The sequence below is a fragment of the Streptomyces sp. NPDC005423 genome (genome assembly GCF_040606415.1).
In the GTDB taxonomy this organism is placed as follows: domain Bacteria; phylum Actinomycetota; class Actinomycetes; order Streptomycetales; family Streptomycetaceae; genus Streptomyces.
On the sequence record NZ_JBEXET010000031.1, the window covers coordinates 60,061 to 79,216 of the forward strand.

Annotated in this window: 15 protein-coding genes; 11 read left to right on the forward strand and 4 right to left on the reverse strand. The window is 70.1% G+C overall.

Annotation, left to right across the window (positions count from 1 at the left end):
- The first annotated feature begins 89 nt into the window (after positions 1 to 89).
- Together ABZT12_RS27450 and ABZT12_RS27455 are read left to right on the forward strand one after the other, a co-directional pair.
- Positions 90 to 803: a GNAT family N-acetyltransferase gene (locus tag ABZT12_RS27450; protein WP_356389476.1), complete on the forward strand. Its 714-nt coding sequence runs from the start codon at positions 90 to 92 to the stop codon at positions 801 to 803.
- 252 nt (positions 804 to 1,055) lie between these two features.
- The gene (locus tag ABZT12_RS27455) at positions 1,056 to 3,113 is read left to right on the forward strand and encodes an ATP-dependent DNA helicase (protein ID WP_356389428.1); all 2,058 of its coding nucleotides are present in this window, start codon (positions 1,056 to 1,058) and stop codon (positions 3,111 to 3,113) included.
- A gap of 114 nt (positions 3,114 to 3,227) precedes the next feature.
- On the opposite strand, the gene lexA is transcribed toward ABZT12_RS27455, so the two are convergent.
- Entirely contained in the window at positions 3,228 to 4,007 is a 780-nt protein-coding gene (gene lexA, locus ABZT12_RS27460) for a transcriptional repressor LexA (RefSeq protein WP_356389430.1), read from the reverse strand.
- Positions 4,008 to 4,571: 564 nt separating this feature from the next.
- On the opposite strand from lexA, the gene nrdR reads away from it, so the two are divergent.
- Both nrdR and ABZT12_RS27470 read left to right on the forward strand, forming a co-directional pair.
- A complete protein-coding gene (gene nrdR / locus ABZT12_RS27465; protein ID WP_356389433.1) occupies positions 4,572 to 5,120 on the forward strand; it encodes a transcriptional regulator NrdR in 549 nt (182 codons plus the stop codon).
- Positions 5,121 to 5,287: 167 nt separating this feature from the next.
- A complete protein-coding gene (locus ABZT12_RS27470) occupies positions 5,288 to 8,200 on the forward strand; it encodes a vitamin B12-dependent ribonucleotide reductase (protein ID WP_356389435.1) in 2,913 nt (970 codons plus the stop codon).
- Between the two features lie 66 nt (positions 8,201 to 8,266).
- On the opposite strand, the gene ABZT12_RS27475 is transcribed toward ABZT12_RS27470, so the two are convergent.
- Positions 8,267 to 8,800, reverse strand: coding sequence for a TerD family protein (locus tag ABZT12_RS27475; protein WP_356389437.1), 534 nt, complete (start codon positions 8,798 to 8,800; stop codon positions 8,267 to 8,269).
- Between the two features lie 158 nt (positions 8,801 to 8,958).
- Here ABZT12_RS27475 and ABZT12_RS27480 point away from each other — a divergent pair, with 158 nt between their 5' ends.
- The 3 genes from ABZT12_RS27480 (at position 8,959) to ABZT12_RS27490 (ending at position 11,279) form a co-directional block, all read left to right on the forward strand.
- Positions 8,959 to 9,564, forward strand: coding sequence for a YdbC family protein (locus ABZT12_RS27480; protein ID WP_356389438.1), 606 nt, complete (start codon positions 8,959 to 8,961; stop codon positions 9,562 to 9,564).
- Between the two features lie 137 nt (positions 9,565 to 9,701).
- On the forward strand, positions 9,702 to 10,361 hold the full coding sequence (locus tag ABZT12_RS27485; RefSeq protein WP_356389440.1) for a histidine phosphatase family protein: 660 nt from the start codon (positions 9,702 to 9,704) through the stop codon (positions 10,359 to 10,361).
- A gap of 12 nt (positions 10,362 to 10,373) precedes the next feature.
- The gene (locus ABZT12_RS27490) at positions 10,374 to 11,279 is read left to right on the forward strand and encodes an ADP-ribosylglycohydrolase family protein (RefSeq protein WP_356389442.1); all 906 of its coding nucleotides are present in this window, start codon (positions 10,374 to 10,376) and stop codon (positions 11,277 to 11,279) included.
- A gap of 260 nt (positions 11,280 to 11,539) precedes the next feature.
- On the opposite strand, the gene ABZT12_RS27495 is transcribed toward ABZT12_RS27490, so the two are convergent.
- A complete protein-coding gene (locus ABZT12_RS27495) occupies positions 11,540 to 13,072 on the reverse strand; it encodes an MFS transporter (protein WP_356389444.1) in 1,533 nt (510 codons plus the stop codon).
- A 216-nt stretch (positions 13,073 to 13,288) separates the two neighbouring features.
- Here ABZT12_RS27495 and ABZT12_RS27500 point away from each other — a divergent pair, with 216 nt between their 5' ends.
- The 3 genes from ABZT12_RS27500 to ABZT12_RS27510 all read left to right on the forward strand — a co-directional run bounded on the left by ABZT12_RS27500 (position 13,289) and on the right by ABZT12_RS27510 (position 15,405).
- A complete protein-coding gene (locus ABZT12_RS27500) occupies positions 13,289 to 13,987 on the forward strand; it encodes a TetR/AcrR family transcriptional regulator (RefSeq protein WP_356389446.1) in 699 nt (232 codons plus the stop codon).
- Between the two features lie 7 nt (positions 13,988 to 13,994).
- Positions 13,995 to 14,696 carry a ribonuclease HII gene (locus ABZT12_RS27505; RefSeq protein WP_356389448.1) on the forward strand — a complete coding sequence of 234 codons (702 nt, stop codon included), beginning with the start codon at positions 13,995 to 13,997 and terminating at the stop codon, positions 14,694 to 14,696.
- Between the two features lie 67 nt (positions 14,697 to 14,763).
- Positions 14,764 to 15,405: a hypothetical protein gene (locus tag ABZT12_RS27510; protein WP_356389450.1), complete on the forward strand. Its 642-nt coding sequence runs from the start codon at positions 14,764 to 14,766 to the stop codon at positions 15,403 to 15,405.
- A 261-nt stretch (positions 15,406 to 15,666) separates the two neighbouring features.
- Here ABZT12_RS27510 and ABZT12_RS27515 read toward each other — a convergent pair whose 3' ends face one another.
- Complete coding sequence (locus ABZT12_RS27515) at positions 15,667 to 16,302, reverse strand: hypothetical protein (RefSeq protein ID WP_356389452.1); 636 nt, start codon at positions 16,300 to 16,302, stop codon at positions 15,667 to 15,669.
- 516 nt (positions 16,303 to 16,818) lie between these two features.
- Here ABZT12_RS27515 and ABZT12_RS27520 point away from each other — a divergent pair.
- Positions 16,819 to 18,978 carry a DEAD/DEAH box helicase gene (locus ABZT12_RS27520; protein WP_356389454.1) on the forward strand — a complete coding sequence of 720 codons (2,160 nt, stop codon included), beginning with the start codon at positions 16,819 to 16,821 and terminating at the stop codon, positions 18,976 to 18,978.
- The last annotated feature ends 178 nt before the right edge of the window (positions 18,979 to 19,156 follow it).

The following is a 19,156-nucleotide window of genomic DNA, read 5'->3' on the forward strand; positions in this document are numbered from 1 at the left end:
GTCTCCCGACTCCCGAGAAGAGCGTCACCGTGCCCCCTGCCGATGCGAGCGCCGACACCGCCCACTGCACGAGCCCCGCGAGCCCACTCGTGGAGCCGGACCCCGACAGCGAGGACACCCTCGACCTCCGACTGCCCGAGGAGTTCGTCGCGCTGTGCGTCCAGGCGGACCGCGCCGACGCCGTGCCGGGCCGCGGCGCGCGGAGGGGCGGGACCGGGTACGAGCCGGGCGGCGATCTGCTCGGTCACGTCGGCGGCTGGGGCCCGGTCGTGACGTCGGCCGGGACGTTCCGGCTCGTGCCGGTACGCGTCGAGCGTGACCTCGCGCTCATCGGCCGCTGGATGAACGACCCCGCCGTGGCCGCCTTCTGGGAGCTGGCCGGGCCCGAGGCCCTGACCGAGGACCACCTGCGCGCCCAGCTCGACGGCGACGGACGCAGCGTCCCGTGCCTGGGCGAACTGAACGGTATGCCGATGAGCTACTGGGAGATCTACCGCGCGGACCTCGACCCGCTGGCCCGGCACTATCCCGCCCGGCCGCACGACACCGGTGTCCACCTCCTCATCGGCGCCGCGGCCGACCGCGGCCGAGGACTCGGCGGCGTGCTGCTCAGGGCCGTCGCCGATCTGGTGCTCGACCGGCGGCCGGCCTGCGCACGGGTCGTCGCCGAACCCGACCTCCGCAACTCGGCCTCCGTGGCGGCCTTCCTGCGCGCGGGTTTCCGGCTCTCGGCGGAGATCGACCTGCCCACCGGACGAACCGCCCTCATGGTCCGCGAGCGGGCCCGGCGCGACCGGCCGTAGCACCGCGCGGCGGATCGGCGCGCGCGGCAGCGCCCGTGCGGCCGGTGCGCCCCCCGACCGCATCCGGTCACCAAGCGGTCCGCACACCGCCCTATCCGGTCCGTCCCGTCTCGCCACCGGAGGGATCCGATCCCGTCCGGGCCGAACCGAAGCGATCCGATCCCAGGCCACGGGGGTCCCCGGCCTGATCACGTCCCTCGTCACCGCCTTGATCGCCCGATTGTCAGTCCCGGGCCGTAGGGTGGTCGGGCTATGACGAAGCCCTCACTCCCCGAACTCCTGCATGCCGCCGTCACCGCCGTCGGCGGTACGGAGCGCCCCGGCCAGGTGACCATGGCCGAATCCGTCGCCGCGGCGATCGACGACAGCTCCCATCTGCTGGTCCAGGCGGGCACCGGCACCGGAAAGTCGCTCGGCTACCTCGTGCCGGCGCTCGCGCACGGGGAGCGCGTCGTCGTCGCGACCGCCACCCTCGCGTTGCAGCGCCAGCTGGTCGAGCGGGACCTGCCACGCACGGTCGACGCCCTCCATCCCCTGCTGCGCCGCCGTCCCGAGTTCGCGATGCTCAAGGGCAGGTCCAACTACCTGTGCCTGCACCGCCTCCGCGAGGGCATGCCGCAGGACGAGGAGGAGGGACTCTTCGACCAGTTCGAGGCCGCCGCGCCGACCAGCAAGCTGGGCCATGACCTGCTGCGACTGCGGGACTGGACGGACGAGACCGAGACCGGCGACCGCGACGACCTCACCCCGGGCGTCTCCGACCGCGCCTGGGCCCAGGTGTCCGTCTCCTCCCGGGAGTGCCTGGGCGCATCCAAGTGCGCCTACGGGGCCGAGTGCTTCGCCGAGATGGCCCGCGAGCGCGCCAAACTGGCCGAGGTCGTCGTCACCAACCACGCCCTGCTCGCCATCGACGCCATCGAGGGCGCCCCCGTCCTCCCGCAGCACGAGGTGCTCATCGTCGACGAGGCCCACGAACTGGTCTCCAGGGTCACCGGGGTCGCCACCGGCGAGCTGACTCCGGGCCAGGTCAACCGCGCGGTCCGGCGCGCCGCGAAGCTCGTCAACGAGAAGGCCGCCGACCAGCTCCAGACCGCCGCCGAGGGTTTCGAGCGACTGATGGAACTCGCCCTGCCCGGCCGCCTGGAGGAGATCCCGGAGGACCTCGGCTACGCCCTCATGGCGCTGCGCGACGCCTCCCGCACGGTGATCTCCGCGATCGGGGCGACCCGCGACAAGTCCGTCCAGGACGAGGACGCGGTCCGCAAGCAGGCCCTGGCCTCCGTGGAGAGCGTGCACAGCGTGGCGGAGCGCATCAGCAACGGCTCGGAGTGGGACGTCGTCTGGTACGAGCGGCACGACCGCTTCGGCGCCTCCCTGCGCGTCGCGCCCATGTCGGTGTCGGGGCTGCTGAGGGAGAAGCTCTTCGCGGACCGCTCCGTCGTCCTGACCTCGGCCACCCTGAAACTCGGCGGCGACTTCAACGGCGTGGGCGCCTCGCTGGGCCTCGCCCCCGAGGGAACCGAGGGTGAGGACCTGCCGCAGTGGAAGGGGCTCGACGTCGGCTCGCCATTCGACTACCCGAAGCAGGGCATCCTGTACGTCGCCAAGCATCTGTCGCGGCCCGCGCGGGACGGCGACCGCGCCGACATGCTGGACGAGCTGACCGAGCTGATCCAGGCGGCCGGCGGTCGCACCCTCGGCCTCTTCTCCTCGATGCGGGGCGCGCAGCTGGCCGCCGAGGAACTGCGCTCCCGCATCCCGGAGTTCCCGATACTGCTTCAGGGCGAGGAGACCCTGGGCGAGCTGATCAAGAACTTCGCCGCCGACCCCAGGACCTGTCTTTTCGGCACGCTCTCGCTCTGGCAGGGCGTCGACGTCCCGGGGCCCAGCTGTCAGCTGGTCGTCATGGACAAGATCCCGTTCCCGCGCCCCGACGACCCGTTGATGAGCGCCCGGCAGAAGGCCGTCGAGGACGCCGGCGGCAACGGCTTCATGGCGGTCGCCGCCACTCACGCGGCCCTGCTGATGGCCCAGGGCGCCGGCCGTCTCGTACGGGCGTCCGGGGACCGCGGTGTCGTCGCCGTACTGGACCAGCGTCTGGCGACGGCCCGCTACGGCAGCTATCTCAAGGCGTCACTCCCGGACTTCTGGTACACCACCGACCGCAACCAGGTTCGCAAGTCCCTGGCCGCGATCGACGCGCTGGCCAAACAGGCGGAGCGGTCGGAGCAGCCCCCGGAGTCGGAGCAGACAGAACGGAGCGAACCGGCCGAACAGGGCGAACCGGCCGGGCAGTCCGCGGCGGAGTGAGGGTGCGCGGGCAGCGCGCCCGTTCCGGGACAGCACAGGGCCCCGGAACCGGCGCAGGGGTCCCGGGGCCCGGTCAGGGGGCGCGGCCGCCACACGGCTCGCCCGCCGCGGCCGTCACACGCGCCGCAGTACCGCCACCACCTTGCCCAGGATGGTCGCGTCGTCACCGGCGATCGGTTCGTACGCCGCGTTGTGCGGGAGGAGCCAGACGTGTCCGTCCTCGCGCTTGAAGCGCTTGACGGTGGCCTCGCCCTCCAGCATGGCGGCGACGATGTCACCGTTCTCCGCCACCGGCTGGCGGCGCACGGTGACCCAGTCACCGTCACAGATCGCGGCCTCGATCATCGAGTCACCGACGACCTTGAGGACGAACAGCTCGCCGTCGCCGACCAGTTGGCGGGGGAGGGGGAAGACGTCCTCGACCGATTCCTCGGCGAGGATCGGGCCGCCGGCCGCGATCCGGCCGACCAGCGGCACGTACGACGCGGCCGGCTTGCCGGCGGTGTCCGTGGGCTGTACCGAGGCCGCCTGGTCCGAGCCGCGCACCTCGTAGGCGCGCGGACGGTGCGGGTCACGGCGCAGGAAACCCTTGCGCTCCAGCGCCATGAGCTGGTGCGCGACCGAGGAGGTGCTGGAAAGGCCGACGGCCTGGCCGATCTCCCGCATCGACGGCGGATAGCCCCGCCGTTGCACCGAGTCCCTGATGACCTCGATCACCCGGCGCTGCCGGTCCGTGAGGCCGGAGCTGTCGGCCCGGATCCCTGGAGGTCGGCCTGGCAGGGAGCGCTTGTGTCCCTCGGGATTCGCGGCTTCGTTCATCGCATGCACCGGCTCGAATCGGCCCTGGGAGCGGTCCTGGGCAGTGATGGTGGCACTGTCTGCGGTGGTGGTCACGTCGGCCCCTCTCGATGGTCTCCCTGCTGGACAACGGTAGTTGCTTTCGAAAGGTTGCGCCAAACACACGTTCGAGTGAAAAATCGCAGATTGCCTTCCGCGACCATGTGCCTGGGTGTATGGCTAACGTGACGCCTGGCGGACAAAAGGGCCCATTGCCGTACTCTTCTCCGCCGCGATGACGACCTGGTGGGTTGCCGCCCCAGTCTGCCATCCGAAGTCCCGTCGAACGGGACCGCCGCCCGTTCTGCGCCGGAGTCCTACGCCTCCTCCGTGCGGCGACCACGGTATCTCCGTAAGTGCCGTAACGGTACGGGAGCGCGTCCCCGCGTTCGCGTGACGGTCGGCGCCTACGGTGCGTGGCCGTACGAACGCGACACGCGCGCGTGGCGGGTGCCTCTGGGGCAATCCCCACATGTAGTGGTTGGATTGCGACAGCAGCCCAGAAGTTGTGGTCCCCCCGGTCTTCGTACGCTCCGGGATCGCCTATGCTGAAGGCTGCTTCGAGGGGCCGGTGAGGCCTCGCGAGGCCATTGAGTCTGCTGTGAGGGAGGGTTGGAGACCATGTACTGCCCCTTCTGCAGGCACCCCGACAGCCGTGTCGTCGACAGCCGTACGACCGATGACGGCACGTCGATCCGCCGGCGCCGCCAGTGCCCCGACTGCGCCCGTCGTTTCACGACGGTGGAGACGTGCTCGCTCATGGTGGTGAAGCGGTCCGGAGTCACGGAGCCCTTCAGCCGTACGAAGGTCATCAACGGCGTGCGCAAGGCGTGCCAGGGGCGGCCTGTCACCGAGGACGCGCTCGCCCAGCTCGGCCAGCGGGTCGAGGAGGCGGTGCGGGCCACCGGGAGCGCGGAGCTCACCACCCATGACGTCGGGCTGGCCATACTCGGCCCGTTGCAGGAACTCGACCTCGTCGCCTATCTGCGATTCGCCTCCGTCTACCGGGCGTTCGACTCGCTGGAGGACTTCGAGGCGGCGATCGTCGAGCTGAGGCAGACGACGCCGGACCCCGCCGCGGTCGACGACGACGCGGGAGCGGGGAGCCACGAGGACGACGGCGGGCCCGACGGGACGCAGGTCCCGGAGCCCGCCCGCGCCGCCGACTGACCGAGGGACCGGACGCCGGACGGGAGACTTCCCGACCGGTGTGCGGCGGCGACCCACAAGCCTGCTGCGGACGGCACGTCAGACGCGTCCGCGGCACAGGACAGAACACCGTGCTCACGGGAACAACGGGGCACTTCAGGGCGTTTCAGCCCGTACAGGGAGGCGGCATGACAGAGACGGCGAGCGGTCCGGCACGAGGGTCCCGCGCGAAGGGGACCAAGACCACCAAGGGACTGCGTATCGAGCGTATCCACACCACCCCCGGCGTGCACCCGTACGACGAGGTCGCGTGGGTGCGTCGTGACGTCGTCATGACCAACTGGCGCGACGGCTCGGTCAACTTCGAGCAGCGTGGCGTCGAGTTCCCCGACTCGTGGTCGGTGAACGCGGTCAACATCGTCACCAGTAAGTACTTCCGGGGCGCGGTCGGCACCCCGCAGCGCGAGGTGAGCCTCAAGCAGCTCATCGACCGCATCGTGAAGACCTACCGGAAGGCCGGCGAGGACAACAGCTACTTCGCCTCGCCCGCCGACGCCGAGATCTTCGAGCACGAGCTGGCCCACGCCCTCCTGCACCAGATCTTCAGCTTCAACAGCCCGGTCTGGTTCAACGTCGGGACGCCGCAGCCCCAGCAGGTCTCCGCCTGCTTCATCCTGTCCGTCGACGACTCCATGGAGTCGATCCTCGACTGGTACAAGGAAGAGGGCATGATCTTCAAGGGCGGCTCCGGCGCCGGCCTGAACCTGTCCCGCATCCGCTCCTCCAAGGAACTCCTCTCCTCGGGCGGCAACGCCTCCGGTCCGGTCTCCTTCATGCGCGGTGCCGACGCCTCCGCGGGCACCATCAAGTCCGGTGGCGCCACCCGCCGCGCGGCCAAGATGGTCATCCTGGACGTCGACCACCCCGACATCGAGGACTTCATCCAGACCAAGGTCAAGGAGGAGGAGAAGATCCGCGCCCTCCGTGACGCGGGCTTCGACATGGACCTGGGCGGCGACGACATCACGTCCGTCCAGTACCAGAACGCCAACAACTCGGTCCGGGTGAACGACACGTTCATGAAGGCCGTCGAGCAGGGCGGCAAGTTCGGCCTGACCTCCCGGATGACCGGTGACGTCATCGAGGAGGTCGACGCCAAGCAGCTCTTCCGCAAGATGGCCGAGGCCGCCTGGGCCTGCGCCGACCCGGGCATCCAGTACGACGACACCATCAACCAGTGGCACACCTGCCCGGAGTCCGGGCGTATCAACGGCTCGAACCCGTGCAGCGAGTACATGCACCTGGACAACACGTCCTGCAACCTCGCGTCGCTGAACCTGATGAAGTTCCTCAAGGACGACGGCAAGGGCCACCAGTCCTTCGAGATCGACCGCTTCACCCAGGTCGTCGAACTGGTCATCACCGCGATGGACATCTCCATCTGCTTCGCGGACTTCCCGACCCAGAAGATCGGCGAGAACACGCGCGCGTTCCGCCAGCTCGGCATCGGCTACGCCAACCTCGGCGCCCTGCTGATGGCGACCGGCCACGCGTACGACTCGGACGGCGGACGCGCCCTCGCCGGTGCCATCACCTCCCTGATGACGAGCACGTCGTACAAGCGCTCCGCCGAACTCGCCGCGGTCGTCGGCCCGTACGACGGCTACGCCCGCAACGCGCAGCCGCACCTGCGGGTCATGAAGCAGCACGCCGACGCCAACACCGCGGCCGTCCGCGTGGACGACCTGGACACGCCGATCTGGGCCGCCGCCACGGAGGCCTGGCAGGACGTGCAGCGGCTCGGCGAGAAGAACGGCTTCCGCAACTCGCAGGCGTCCGTCATCGCGCCCACCGGCACCATCGGTCTCGCGATGTCCTGCGACACCACCGGACTTGAGCCCGACCTCGCCCTGGTCAAGTTCAAGAAGCTGGTCGGCGGCGGCTCGATGCAGATCGTCAACGGCACGGTCCCGCAGGCCCTGCGCCGCCTGGGCTACCAGGAGGAGCAGATCGAGGCGATCGTCGCCCACATCGCCGAGAACGGCAGTGTGATCGACGCCCCGGTCCTCAAGGACGAGCACTACGAGGTGTTCGACTGCGCCATGGGCGAGCGTTCCATCTCCGCGATGGGCCATGTCCGGATGATGGCCGCGATCCAGCCCTGGATCTCCGGCGCGCTCTCCAAGACGGTCAACCTGCCGGAGACGGCGACCGTCGAGGACGTCGAAGAGGTCTACTTCGAGGCGTGGAAGATGGGCGTCAAGGCGCTCGCGATCTACCGCGACAACTGCAAGGTCGGCCAGCCCCTCTCCGCGAAGACCAAGGAGAAGACGGCGTCCGCGACCGACGCGGTCACCGCCAAGGCCGAGGACACCATCCGTACCGCGGTCGAGAAGGTCGTCGAGTACCGTCCGGTCCGCAAGCGTCTCCCCAAGGGCCGCCCGGGCATCACGACCTCCTTCACGGTCGGCGGCGCCGAGGGCTACATGACCGCCAACTCCTACCCGGACGACGGTCTCGGCGAGGTCTTCCTGAAGATGTCCAAGCAGGGCTCGACCCTCGCGGGCATGATGGACGCCTTCTCCATCGCGGTCTCGGTGGGTCTTCAGTACGGCGTGCCCCTGGAGACGTACGTCTCGAAGTTCACCAACATGCGCTTCGAGCCGGCCGGCATGACGGACGACCCGGACGTGCGGATGGCGCAGTCGATCGTGGACTACATCTTCCGCCGCCTGGCGCTCGACTTCCTGCCCTTCGAGACGCGTTCGGCACTCGGCATCCACTCCGCCGAGGAGCGTCAGCGTCACCTGGAGACCGGTTCCTACGAGCCGTCCCTCGAAGACGACGTGGACGTCGATGTGGAGGGCCTGGCCCAGTCGGCGCCCCGCGCCCAGGAGTTGAAGGCCGTCGCCACGCCGAAGGCCGAGGTCGAGGCGGCCAAGCCCGCCCCGCAGCAGGCGCACACCAGCGCCGAACTGGTGGAGATGCAGCTCGGCATCCAGGCCGACGCCCCGCTCTGCTTCTCCTGCGGCACGAAGATGCAGCGCGCCGGTTCCTGCTACATCTGCGAGGGCTGCGGCTCGACCAGCGGTTGCAGCTGACGGCCGGAGCGTGAGGAGAGGGGCGCCGGTTACCGCCGGCGCCCCTCTCCGTGTCCGGTGGGCGGGTCAGGCGTGGTGGGCGCGGCCCATGGTCCTGGTGAAGGTCGCCGGGTCGTCGTCGAAGCCCTGGACGCCGGGGTGGAAGTCCCACTCCCCGGAGGCGTTCCGTACGAACTCCCCGACCGTCGCGGCCGTCGAGCCGAGCACGCTCCCGAAGTCGTCCTCCGTGAGCGTGTTGTAGCCCTCCCGGATGCGCAGTCCGGGGCCCAGGACGTTGACGAAGGTGCGGTGCGCGGTGCGCTGCTGGATGACGACCCCGATCACCACGTGCGTGTACCGGGCGTCGAGCCGGTCCAGTTCCAGGGTCATGACCTCGTCCCAGCCGAAGCCCTTGCCGTCCTTGCTGTCCCGGTTGAGATAGATCGTGCCGTCGGGGGAGCGGCTGTCGAAGTGCACCACGTAGTCCGGAACCCCCTGCGGATCACCGGCCGTGTAGGTCGCGGCGACGATGTCCAGATCGGTGGGCAGCTCTCCCGTAGGACTCGGGTCCCACTTCAACGCGACTTCGGCCTTGCGAATCCCCTTGTTGAGGCCGTTCACCAGACTTCCCCTTCCCGATTCCCGTGCATCCCCTCTGGCCCCAACTGCTGGGTGACCAGCGCTCGTTGCCCATCGTGCCACGTGCGCGGGGCACTGTCTGCGGACGATCTCCACCGGAGGGTGACCGGCGCCACGCCTAGTGGCCTTACCATGGCGCGGTGCTGGTCAAGTGGATTCGCTGCACCGTGGTGGACCGCCGCGGCTTCGAGCGCGGGCAGCGAAAGTGGGCGGGGCTTCTGGGGGAGCCGGGTTTTCGGGGGCAAGGGGGTGGCTGGAGCCGGGGACGGCCGGGCGTGGCGCACGTTTTCGCCTTCTGGGAGAGCCGTGCCTTCTACGACTCCTTCATGGCCCGTTCCCACGACCGGCTGGCAGCGTCCCAGGCAGGGACTTTCAAGGACGCCCAGGTCAAACTCTTCGACCACCGCTTCGACGTGAAGACCGGGTTCGAACCGCGCTTCACCGACGCCGATCTGCTCCGGGTGGCGCACTGCCGTGTCCACGAGGAGCGGGCGGAGCATTTCACGCTGATGCAGGAGAAGGTCTGGAACCCCGCGATGGCCGGCTCCCCGGGCATGATCCGGGGGCTGTTCGGCGAGGCACCGGGAAACGAGTTCATGGTGCTGTCCATGTGGCACTCCGCCGCCGAGCACGGCAAGTACCGCATCGAGCGGGTGGAGCGGCTGGCGCTGCGCGCCCAGACCGAGGCGGACGTCGCCTCCCTCACCGGTGACATCGTCGAGATGGAACCGGGCTGGACGGTCTGAAACACGGCTACGGACCGGTGCTCCACCGGCCTGATCGTGTCCCCGGGTCTGTCACCGGCGCGGGATTTGTGTGATGTACGCCGTATGGAGCCCGTACGAGTGCTCGATATGGGCTCGCGCGATCTAGGGTTTCAGACATGGCACGACCACGGCGCATCGTCCTTGTCCGGCACGGCGAGTCAATGGGCAATGTTGATGACACCGTGTACGAACGCGAGCCCGACCATGCCCTGGCACTGACCGAGCAGGGCTGGCGGCAGGCCGAGGAGACGGGCAAGCGGCTGCGGGAGGTCTTCGGACGCGAACGCGTCAGCGTGTACGTCTCCCCGTACCGGCGCACCCACGAGACGTTCCGCGCCTTCCACCTCGACCCCGACCTGGTCCGCGTGCGCGAGGAACCCCGGCTGCGCGAGCAGGACTGGGGCAACTGGCAGGACCGGGACGACGTACGGTTGCAGAAGGCGTACCGGGATGCCTACGGCCACTTCTTCTACCGCTTCGCGCAGGGCGAGTCCGGAGCGGACGTGTACGATCGCGTGGGCAACTTCCTGGAGAGCCTGTACCGCAGCTTCGAGGCCCCGGACCATCCGACGAACGTGCTGCTGGTGACCCATGGGCTGGCGATGCGGCTGTTCTGCATGCGCTGGTTCCACTGGACGGTGGCGGAGTTCGAGTCCCTGTCGAATCCCGGGAACGCGGAGATGCGGATGCTCGTCCTCGGGGACGACGGCAGATACGCGCTCGACCGGCCCTTCGTACGCTGGCGGAAACCGGAGCCGTACGGGGTCAGCGGTTAGGGTGGCTGGACGATGACCGCCGACTCCTCTTCCGCCGGGCGCCTGGAGCGCGCCCTGGCCAGCCTGCGCGGACTGGCGGTGGGAGACGCGCTGGGCTCCCAGTTCTTCGTCCCCGCGAACCTTCCCCTTCTCAAACGCCGTGAGCTGCCGCCCGCACCCTGGCAGTGGACCGACGACACGGAGATGGCCTGCTCCGTGGTGGCGGTCCTGGCCGCCCACCACCGCGTCGACCAGGACGCCCTGGCGCATTCCTTCGCCGTCCACCACGACTTCGACCGCGGCTACGGGCCCGCGGTGAACCGCCTGTTGCGGCTGGTCCGCGAGGGCGGCGACTGGCGCGAACTGGCCGCCGCGCTCTTCGACGGGCAGGGCTCCTGGGGCAACGGCGCGGCGATGCGGATCGCCCCACTGGGCGCCTGGTACGCCGACGACCCGGAGCAGGCCACCCACCAGGCGGAGATCTCCGCCTACCCCACGCACCAGCACCGGGAGGCCGTGGTCGGCGCCATGGCCGTCGCGGCGGCCGCCTCCCTGGCCGCCTCCCCGGACGGGCCGTCCACTCCCGAGAAGCTTCTCGACGGCGTCATCGCCCTCACCCCGCGCAGCGCCGTCGCCGCGGGCCTGCGCCGCGCCCGCGACCTGCTCGACTACGACGACCCGGGCACCGTCGCCGCCGTGCTTGGCAACGGTCGCCGTACGACGGCCCACGACACGGTGCCCTTCACGATCTGGTCGGCGGCACGGTCGCTCGGCGACTACCAGCGGGCGTTCTGGACGACCGCGCAGGCCGGCGGAGACGTCGACACGACCTGCGCCATCGTGGGCGGCGTGCTCGCCGGGGCGGTGTCCGGGGCGCCACCGACGGAGTGGGTGGTCCGGACGGAGGCGCTGCCGGAGTGGGCGCCGGTCTCTCCCTGACGTCCGGCGCGTCCCATGATCGGAACTCTCTGTGCCTGCCGGGAACTCTGCGTGACCGCCCATGCGTTGTCGTGGCAGTCACTGTGTGACCCATGGGTCACATATGGGGAGAGACGACGGTCAGGGGGGTGGGCGCCATGCGGTTCACGGCGTTGTCGGTGTCGGTTCCTGTGCTCGCGCCCGTACTCGCGCCTGTGACGGCCGGATTGCCGTCCGGCCGTCACAGGCGCTGGGGCGGGCCAAGGGGTGGGCCGGGCGGTTCAGCCGAGTCCGGGGGCCGCCGTGCCCGCGAGGGCTTCGAGGTCGCTCTTGCGGACCCTGATCACCAACCAGGCGGTGGCCAGGGCGAGTACGGCCATGGCGGCGGCCGGGACGAACGCCGTCGAGATCCCCTGCGCCAGGACTTCGTGCCCCCAAGGGGCGGGCAGCTGATGGGTCTTGGCGAACTCGGCCTTCTGCTGTGCCGAGCCGTCGGTGAGGAACTTCGGCAGTTGCTTCTTCGCCTCGTCCCTGCTGGCCGAGCCGAACACCGTGGTCAGGATGGAGAGGCCCAGCGAACCGCCCACCTGCTGCATGACGTTGAGCAGCGCGGAGGCCGCACCCGCCTCGTGCTGGCTCACCCCGGAGACGGCGGTGACCGTCAGCGTCACGAAGTTCAGACCCATGCCGAAGCCGAACACCAGCATCGGTCCGAGCACTCCGCCGACGTACGAACTGTCGGAGTCGATGAGCGTCTGCCAGGCCAGTCCGATCGTCGCCAGCGCGGAACCCGTGAGCATGAACGGACGGGGCCCGAACACCGGCAGGAACCGCTGCGACAGTCCCGCTCCGAGCGCGATCACGACCGTTACCGGGAGGAAGGCGAGTCCCGCCTGAATGGGGCTGTACCCGAGGACGTTCTGCACGAAGAGAACGATGTAGAAGAACATCCCGAACATGGCCGCCGCCAGGCAGAGCATGATCACGTACGTGCCCGAGCGGTTGCGGTCGGCGAACATCCGCAGCGGGGTGATCGGTTCCGGGGCCCGGGACTCGACAAAGGCGAAGGCCAGCAGCAGGACCACGGCGGCCACGAAGGACCCGATGGTGAGACTGTCCCGCCAGCCCTTGTCGGCGGCGCGGATGAAGCCGTAGACGAGGGACGCCATGCCGGCCGTGGAGGTCAGCGCGCCCGTGATGTCGAAGCGGCCTGTGTGCCGCTCGGACTCGCTGATGTACAGCGGTGCGAGGACGGCGATCATGATGCCGATCGGCACGTTGACGAAGAGCACCCAGCGCCAGTTCAGCCACTCGGTGAGCATGCCGCCGGTGAGCAGACCGATCGCGCCGCCGCCCGCGGAGACCGCGGCGAAGACCCCGAACGCCCGGTTCCGTGCGGGTCCTTCGGGGAACGTGGTGGTGATCAGGGCCAGCGAGGTGGGCGACGCGATCGCGCCGCCCACACCTTGCAGGACCCGCGCCGCCAGCAACTGCCAGGGCTCCTGGGCGAGACCGCCCAGCAGCGAGGCGAAGGTGAAGACCAGGATGCCGGTCATGAAGACCCGGCGGCGCCCGAGGATGTCACCGGCCCGGCCGCCGAGGAGCAGCAGGCCGCCGAAGGTGAGGGTGTAGGCGCTGACGACCCAGGTGAGGTCCGTGGTGCTGAAGTCGAGCGCGTCTTGAATGTGCGGGAGAGCGATGTTCACAATCGTCGCGTCGAGTACCACCATGAGTTGGCAGGCCGCGATGACTGCGAGCGCGATGCCGGGATGCCCCTCCCGGCGGGCCGCTCCTGGCTTTGGGTCCTGAATCAACTGAGAGGTTGTCACTATGGGTCCCCCACAAGTGCGTTAGTGAACGCTCGCGTTCACTGTCGCGTCAACGGTAGTGAGTCCCCGACAGTGAACGCAAGCGTTCACTTAACTTGTCTTCGCGTGGCACATCCCCGTCGGTGCCGCGCGAGGTGCCCCGTACCCCGCGTTCCCGCAATCCCCGTAATCCCGCTTTCACCGCTCGCTGGAGAGACTCAGATGGTTACTTCGCGCTGGACGGCCGCCTCCGCACAGACGGTCTCCCTCCGCCGGCGCGGCGCCGTGCTCGAACGCGCGATCCTGGACGCGGCGCTGGAACAGCTCAGCACGGTCGGCTGGAACGGCCTCACGATGGAAGGCGTGGCCGCCGGTGCCCAGACCGGCAAGGCCGCGGTCTACCGGCGCTGGCCCTCCAAGGAGGACCTCGTCGCCGACGCGCTCCAGGCCGGACTGCCCCCCATCGAGGAGGCGCCCGACCTCGGGAGTGTGCGCGAGGACCTGCTGGCGCTGTGTCGGCAAGCCCGTGAGGCGATGTACTCGCGGCCTGGATTCGCACTGCGCTCGGTCATTCACGAATGCGACACCCTGCTGGCGGAGCGTTTCCACGCAGTCATCTTCGAGGGGGTTGTGGAGCCCACGATAAGACTCCTCCGAGACGTCATTCACCGTGGAATCGCCCGAGGTGAGGTGCGATCCGACGCCTCGAACGGCTACGTCTTCGACGCGATTCCGGCGATGATGATGTACCGGTCGAAGATGTGCGCCAGCGAATGGGGCGACCAGGATGTGGAGGAGATGATCGACCAGTTCATGCTTCCGCTGCTGCGCCCGAGCAGCACCAGCCGCCGGGACGCGATGGGCTCGGCGCGGTACGGGGAAACCGGGGTGTCGCGCCGGGATGGGGGCGGCGTAGGCTGAGGCTGCCATGCCGTACGAACCACCGACTCACACTGTCGAGCGCTCCCTGCGCGCCACGACCGGAGCCAAGGTCATCGCCGGTGTAGACGAGGTGGGGCGCGGTGCGTGGGCCGGTCCCGTCACCGTCTGCGCCGCGGTCACCGGACTGCGCCGGCCCCCCGAAGGACTCACCGACTCCAAGCTTCTCACCGTCAAACGACGCAACGAACTCGCCGTGCAACTCCACACGTGGGTGACCTCGTTCGCCCTCGGGCACTCCTCCCCGGAGGAGATCGACGCGATGGGGATGACCGCCGCCCTGCGACTCGCGGCGGTGCGTGCCCTGGAGGCCTTGCCCGTCCGCCCCGACGCGGTCATCCTGGACGGGAAGCACGATTACCTCGGAACGCCCTGGCGGGTCCGCACGGTGATCAAGGGCGATCAGTCGTGTGTGGCAGTCGCGGCGGCTTCGGTGATCGCCAAGGTTCAGCGCGACAAAATGATGGCCGAACTGGGCCTCGAACATGCAGACTTCGGTTTTGCGGCCAACGCCGGGTATCCGTCACCCGTGCACAAGGCCGCACTGGAGGAGCGGGGTCCCACCCCGCACCACCGGTTGTCGTGGGCGTATCTTGATGCGCTGCCCCAGTGGCGGCACCTCAAGAAGGCCCGCAGTTGGGCGGACGGACGTGTTCCGGAGATCAAGGGGCAACTCGGCTTCGACTTCTGACCGTTCCGCTCACCCCCCGTGCCACCCGCTGACGCGAGTCGCGCCAACGTTTGATAAAAATCAGCTCATGCCTCTCCCTCCCGAGGAGCCTCAGATTCACGAGAGTGCCCAGGGTCCCCGCGCCACTCCGGCCAGTGGCCGTACCGCGCCGACCCCTCGCCCTGTACCCGGACCCCGTCCCGTGGCCCCGCCGCGTCCCGGTCGCCCCGGCCCCATGCGGCCGACGGCGCCGGCGCAGCGCACACCGCAGGACGCGGCCGTAGTCACGCCCGGACCGTCGGGCCCGGCTGCTCCGGCAGCCCCCGCGGCGGCCTCGACGACCCCGCAGATCCAGCTGGTCCCGGCCTCGGCCGAGGGCGCGCTGGATGCCGCCGAGGAAGCCGTTGACCTGCTGCTGGACGCCGGCCGTGCCCCCGGGGACGTGCTGGTGATCACCACCGGCGACCCGCACCCCTGGGCGGCCCACGAGCTGTCCTTCGGTGAAGCCTCCTACTGGGCGCAGCACGACGCGCGCGATGACGTCTTCTACGCGGACGCCGCCGTCGCGGACCGTGCGGCGGCTCGTCCCGTGGTCGTGGTCGCCGTCAACGGTGGTCCCGAGTCCGCCGCCGTCACCGCTCTGCCCCTGGCTCGCGCCCGGGCCGGCACCCTGCTGATCGTCTGCGGCGACTCGCAGCGCATCAACTCGGTGCTGGGCGCGGGCGTCTGACCGTTCGCCGGAAGCGCTTCAGCGCTTTCGGGAGGGCGTGCCCGAGGCACGTAGGTGCCGTCGCGGCGATGAGTGCACGGTCGGCTCGTCGGCGTGCGCGGAGGTCCGACCCGGTCGGTGAGGCGTGCCCACCGCGGGGAAGGAGCCCGGGGTGGGCTCTTGTGCGGAAGCAGTTCAACGGCCGCCTAGATGCGGGTGGTTGCGGCGGCGTCGTACGAACTCGGTTTGCTGCCTCGCGAGTCAGGGCTCGGGCGTCCGGGTTCAGCGGGCCGCCGCGCGGCGGAGGATGTCCGAAGCGGCGCCGCCGGTGCGCGGCGGCAGGGGTGGCACCTCGGACAGGGCGAACGGCTCGGGTGGCGAATCCGTGTGAGGGCGCCGTCCACCGCGCCCCTCGCCGAGGACCTGCCAGCCGTCTCGGGTCAGCGTGATGTACGCCCCGCAGCGCAACCCGTGCAGGGTGCAGGCGTCCCGCAGCCCCCACATCCAGGCGCCGTCCTCCTCCGTCCAACGGGCGTCGCCCTCACGGCAGTAGAGCAGCACGGCGGTCCGCACCGGCGTGCGGCGGCGCAGATCGTGCGGGATGACCCGGCGCAGTTGCGCGAGCAGCGCGTTGCGGAACATCCAGCCGTCCGCCGGAGCCGACTGCCGGGTGAACGAGGCGCTGGCGCACAGGCGTTCATTCGGATCGAGGACCGCCACGATCGCGGTCGCCGGCTTGGGGCGGTGCCGGGAGTGCAGCCCGCTGACGACTTCGCGCGGATTGCGTAGCAACGGGATTCCGGCGGCGGCCCACTCGGCGGGTTCGAGCATGCGGGCGAGGGGGTTGGTGGAAGCGGCGGACAGGTCGGCGGACGACGACGTGGACGCCGCGGAGGACGGAGCGAATCCGAAGGTCACGGTCCTCCCTTCGGCTACGCGCCCACACTTCGGGCGGGGTCGGATTCGGGGGAGCGCACACACCGCAGCAGAGCCTTACCGGGTCACGGACGAGCCGCGCGGGGAGTGGAGTTCAATTCTTCCTGTCGAACTTGGATGCGGCAACGAGCAATTGGGGCCACCGACCCTTAGCTGCTGATATGTGGCTTAGATCCCTACCCCCTGCGTCGCCGGTCGACGCCTGGGACGTTCGGGCACGTCAGGTTCGTACCCCTTGGACGCATGCGTCAAAGGAGCGGTCGTGCGACGGAGTGGCCGACAGGCGACCTAGGGTCCGTCCCGCTCCGGCCTGCTCACCGGCCGACACGCGCCCTTGCCACGCGCGGGGCGCGCCGCTCGGTCAGCCCTGGAACGTCGTCGCGCGTATTCGGGCTGTTCAGCCGCTCGCGCCGCTCAGGGTTACGCCCGGAGAGGGCATTCGCGTCGGCACGGTAGGCGGATTCGCAGATTGTCAGTGGTATCGGGTTGCATGGGGGTATGGACACCCTGGAGCTGCGCGCTGAAGCCGATGCCGTTCTCGCCGAGCTGGTCGGTGCCCCGGGGGGTCCGGCGCGGTTGCGGGAGGATCAGTGGCTGGCGGTATCGGCTCTGGTGGAGGAGCGCCGGCGCGCGCTGGTGGTGCAGCGGACCGGGTGGGGCAAGTCGGCGGTGTATTTCGTGGCTACCGCCCTGTTGCGTCGGCGCGGGGCCGGTCCGACGGTGATCATCTCGCCGTTGCTGGCGCTGATGCGCAACCAGGTCGAGTCGGCGGCGCGGGCGGGGATTCAGGCACGCACCATCAACTCGGCCAACCCGGAGGACTGGGAAACGATCTACGGGGAGGTGGAGCGCGGTGAGACCGACGTTCTCCTCGTGAGCCCGGAGCGGCTCAACTCCGTGGACTTCCGTGATCAGGTGCTGCCGAAACTCGCGGCCACCACCGGTCTGCTGGTGGTCGACGAAGCGCACTGCATCTCGGACTGGGGGCATGACTTCCGGCCTGACTACCGCCGGCTGCGCACGATGCTCGCGGAGCTGCCGGCAGGAGTGCCGGTGCTGGCCACGACGGCGACCGCGAACGCGCGGGTGACCGCGGACGTCGCGGAGCAATTGGGCACCGGGGGTGGGGACGCTCTGGTTCTGCGGGGGCCGTTGGACCGGGAAAGCCTTCGGCTCGGAGTGCTGGAGCTGCCCAACGCGGCACATCGGCTGGCGTGGCTGGGCGAGCGGCTGGGCGATCTGCCGGGTTCCGGGATCATCTACACACTGACGGTCGCGGCGGCGGAGGAGGTCGCGGCGTTCCTGCGGCAGCGCGGGTACCCGGTGGCGTCCTATACGGGGAAGACGGAGAACGCTGAGCGGCTGCAGGCGGAAGAGGATCTGCTGGCGAACCGGGTGAAAGCCCTGGTCGCCACGTCCGCACTCGGCATGGGCTTCGACAAGCCGGACCTCGGTTTCGTGGTGCACCTGGGGTCACCTTCCTCGCCGATCGCGTACTACCAGCAGGTGGGGCGCGCGGGGCGCGGTGTCGATCACGCGGATGTGCTGCTGCTCCCGGGGCGGGAGGACGAGGCGATCTGGGCGTACTTCGCGTCGGTGGGCTTCCCGCCCGAGGAGCAGGTCCGTCGCACGCTGGCGGTTCTGGAGGAGGCGGGCCGTCCGTTGTCGTTGCCGGCGCTGGAGCCGCTGGTGAACCTTCGGCGCTCGCGCCTGGAGACGATGCTGAAGGTCCTGGACGTGGACGGTGCGGTCAAGCGTGTGAAGGGCGGCTGGACCGCGACAGGGCAGCCGTGGGCGTACGACGCGCAGCGGTACGCCTGGGTCGCGAAGCAGCGGCAGACGGAGCAGCAGGCCATGCGGGACTACGTGGCGACCACCGGTTGCCGGATGGAGTTCCTGCAGCGGCAGCTGGACGACGAGAAGGCGGTCCCTTGCGGCCGCTGTGACAACTGTGCCGGACCCTGGCTGGAGGCGGCGGTCTCTCCCGCAGCCCTCTCGGCGGCGACGGGTGAGCTGGACCGGCCGGGTGTCGAGGTGGAGCCGCGCAAGATGTGGCCGACGGGGCTCGCCGCGGTCGGCATGGACCTCAAGGGCCGCATCCCCGCGGGTCAGCAGCCAGTCACGGGGCGGGCGCTGGGCCGGCTGTCGGACATCGGCTGGGGCAACCGGCTGCGGCCCCTGCTGTCGGCGCAGGCGGCCGACGGCCAGGTCCCTGACGACGTGCTGAACGCCGTCGTGACCGTGTTGGCGGACTGGGCCCGCTCGCCGGGCGGCTGGGCCGACGCCGCGCCCGACGCGCTGGCGCGACCTGTCGGAGTCGTGGCCATGCCGTCGCGCACCCGCCCCCAGCTGGTCGCCTCACTGGCCGAAGGGGTGGCACGGGTCGGCAGGCTGCCGCTGCTGGGCAGCCTGGCCTACACCCCGCAGGCGGACGACCATGCCGCGCACCGCAGTAACTCCGCCCAGCGGCTGCGCGCCCTGGCCGACTCGTTCACCGTGCCCGACGCACTCACCGCCGCCTTGGCCGCCACCCCCGGCCCGGTCCTGCTCGTCGACGACTACACCGACTCCGGATGGACCCTGGCCGTAGGCGCCCGCCTCCTACGCCAGGCAGGCTGCGAACAGGTTCTTCCGCTGGTTTTGGCACTGGCAGGCTGAGCTCGCCGCGCGGCACGGAACTCGCACACCGCTCCGCCGCGGCCCTGAGCAACCGCGAAGGCCGGGTCGGTGCCATCGACGGTGGCGACCGCGCGCCGCGCTGCGTGACGTTGCCGGGCGGCGACAGGGTCGGCGCCCGGTCAGGCGAGATCCCCTTGCCGCAAAAGGCGTGCGCCCT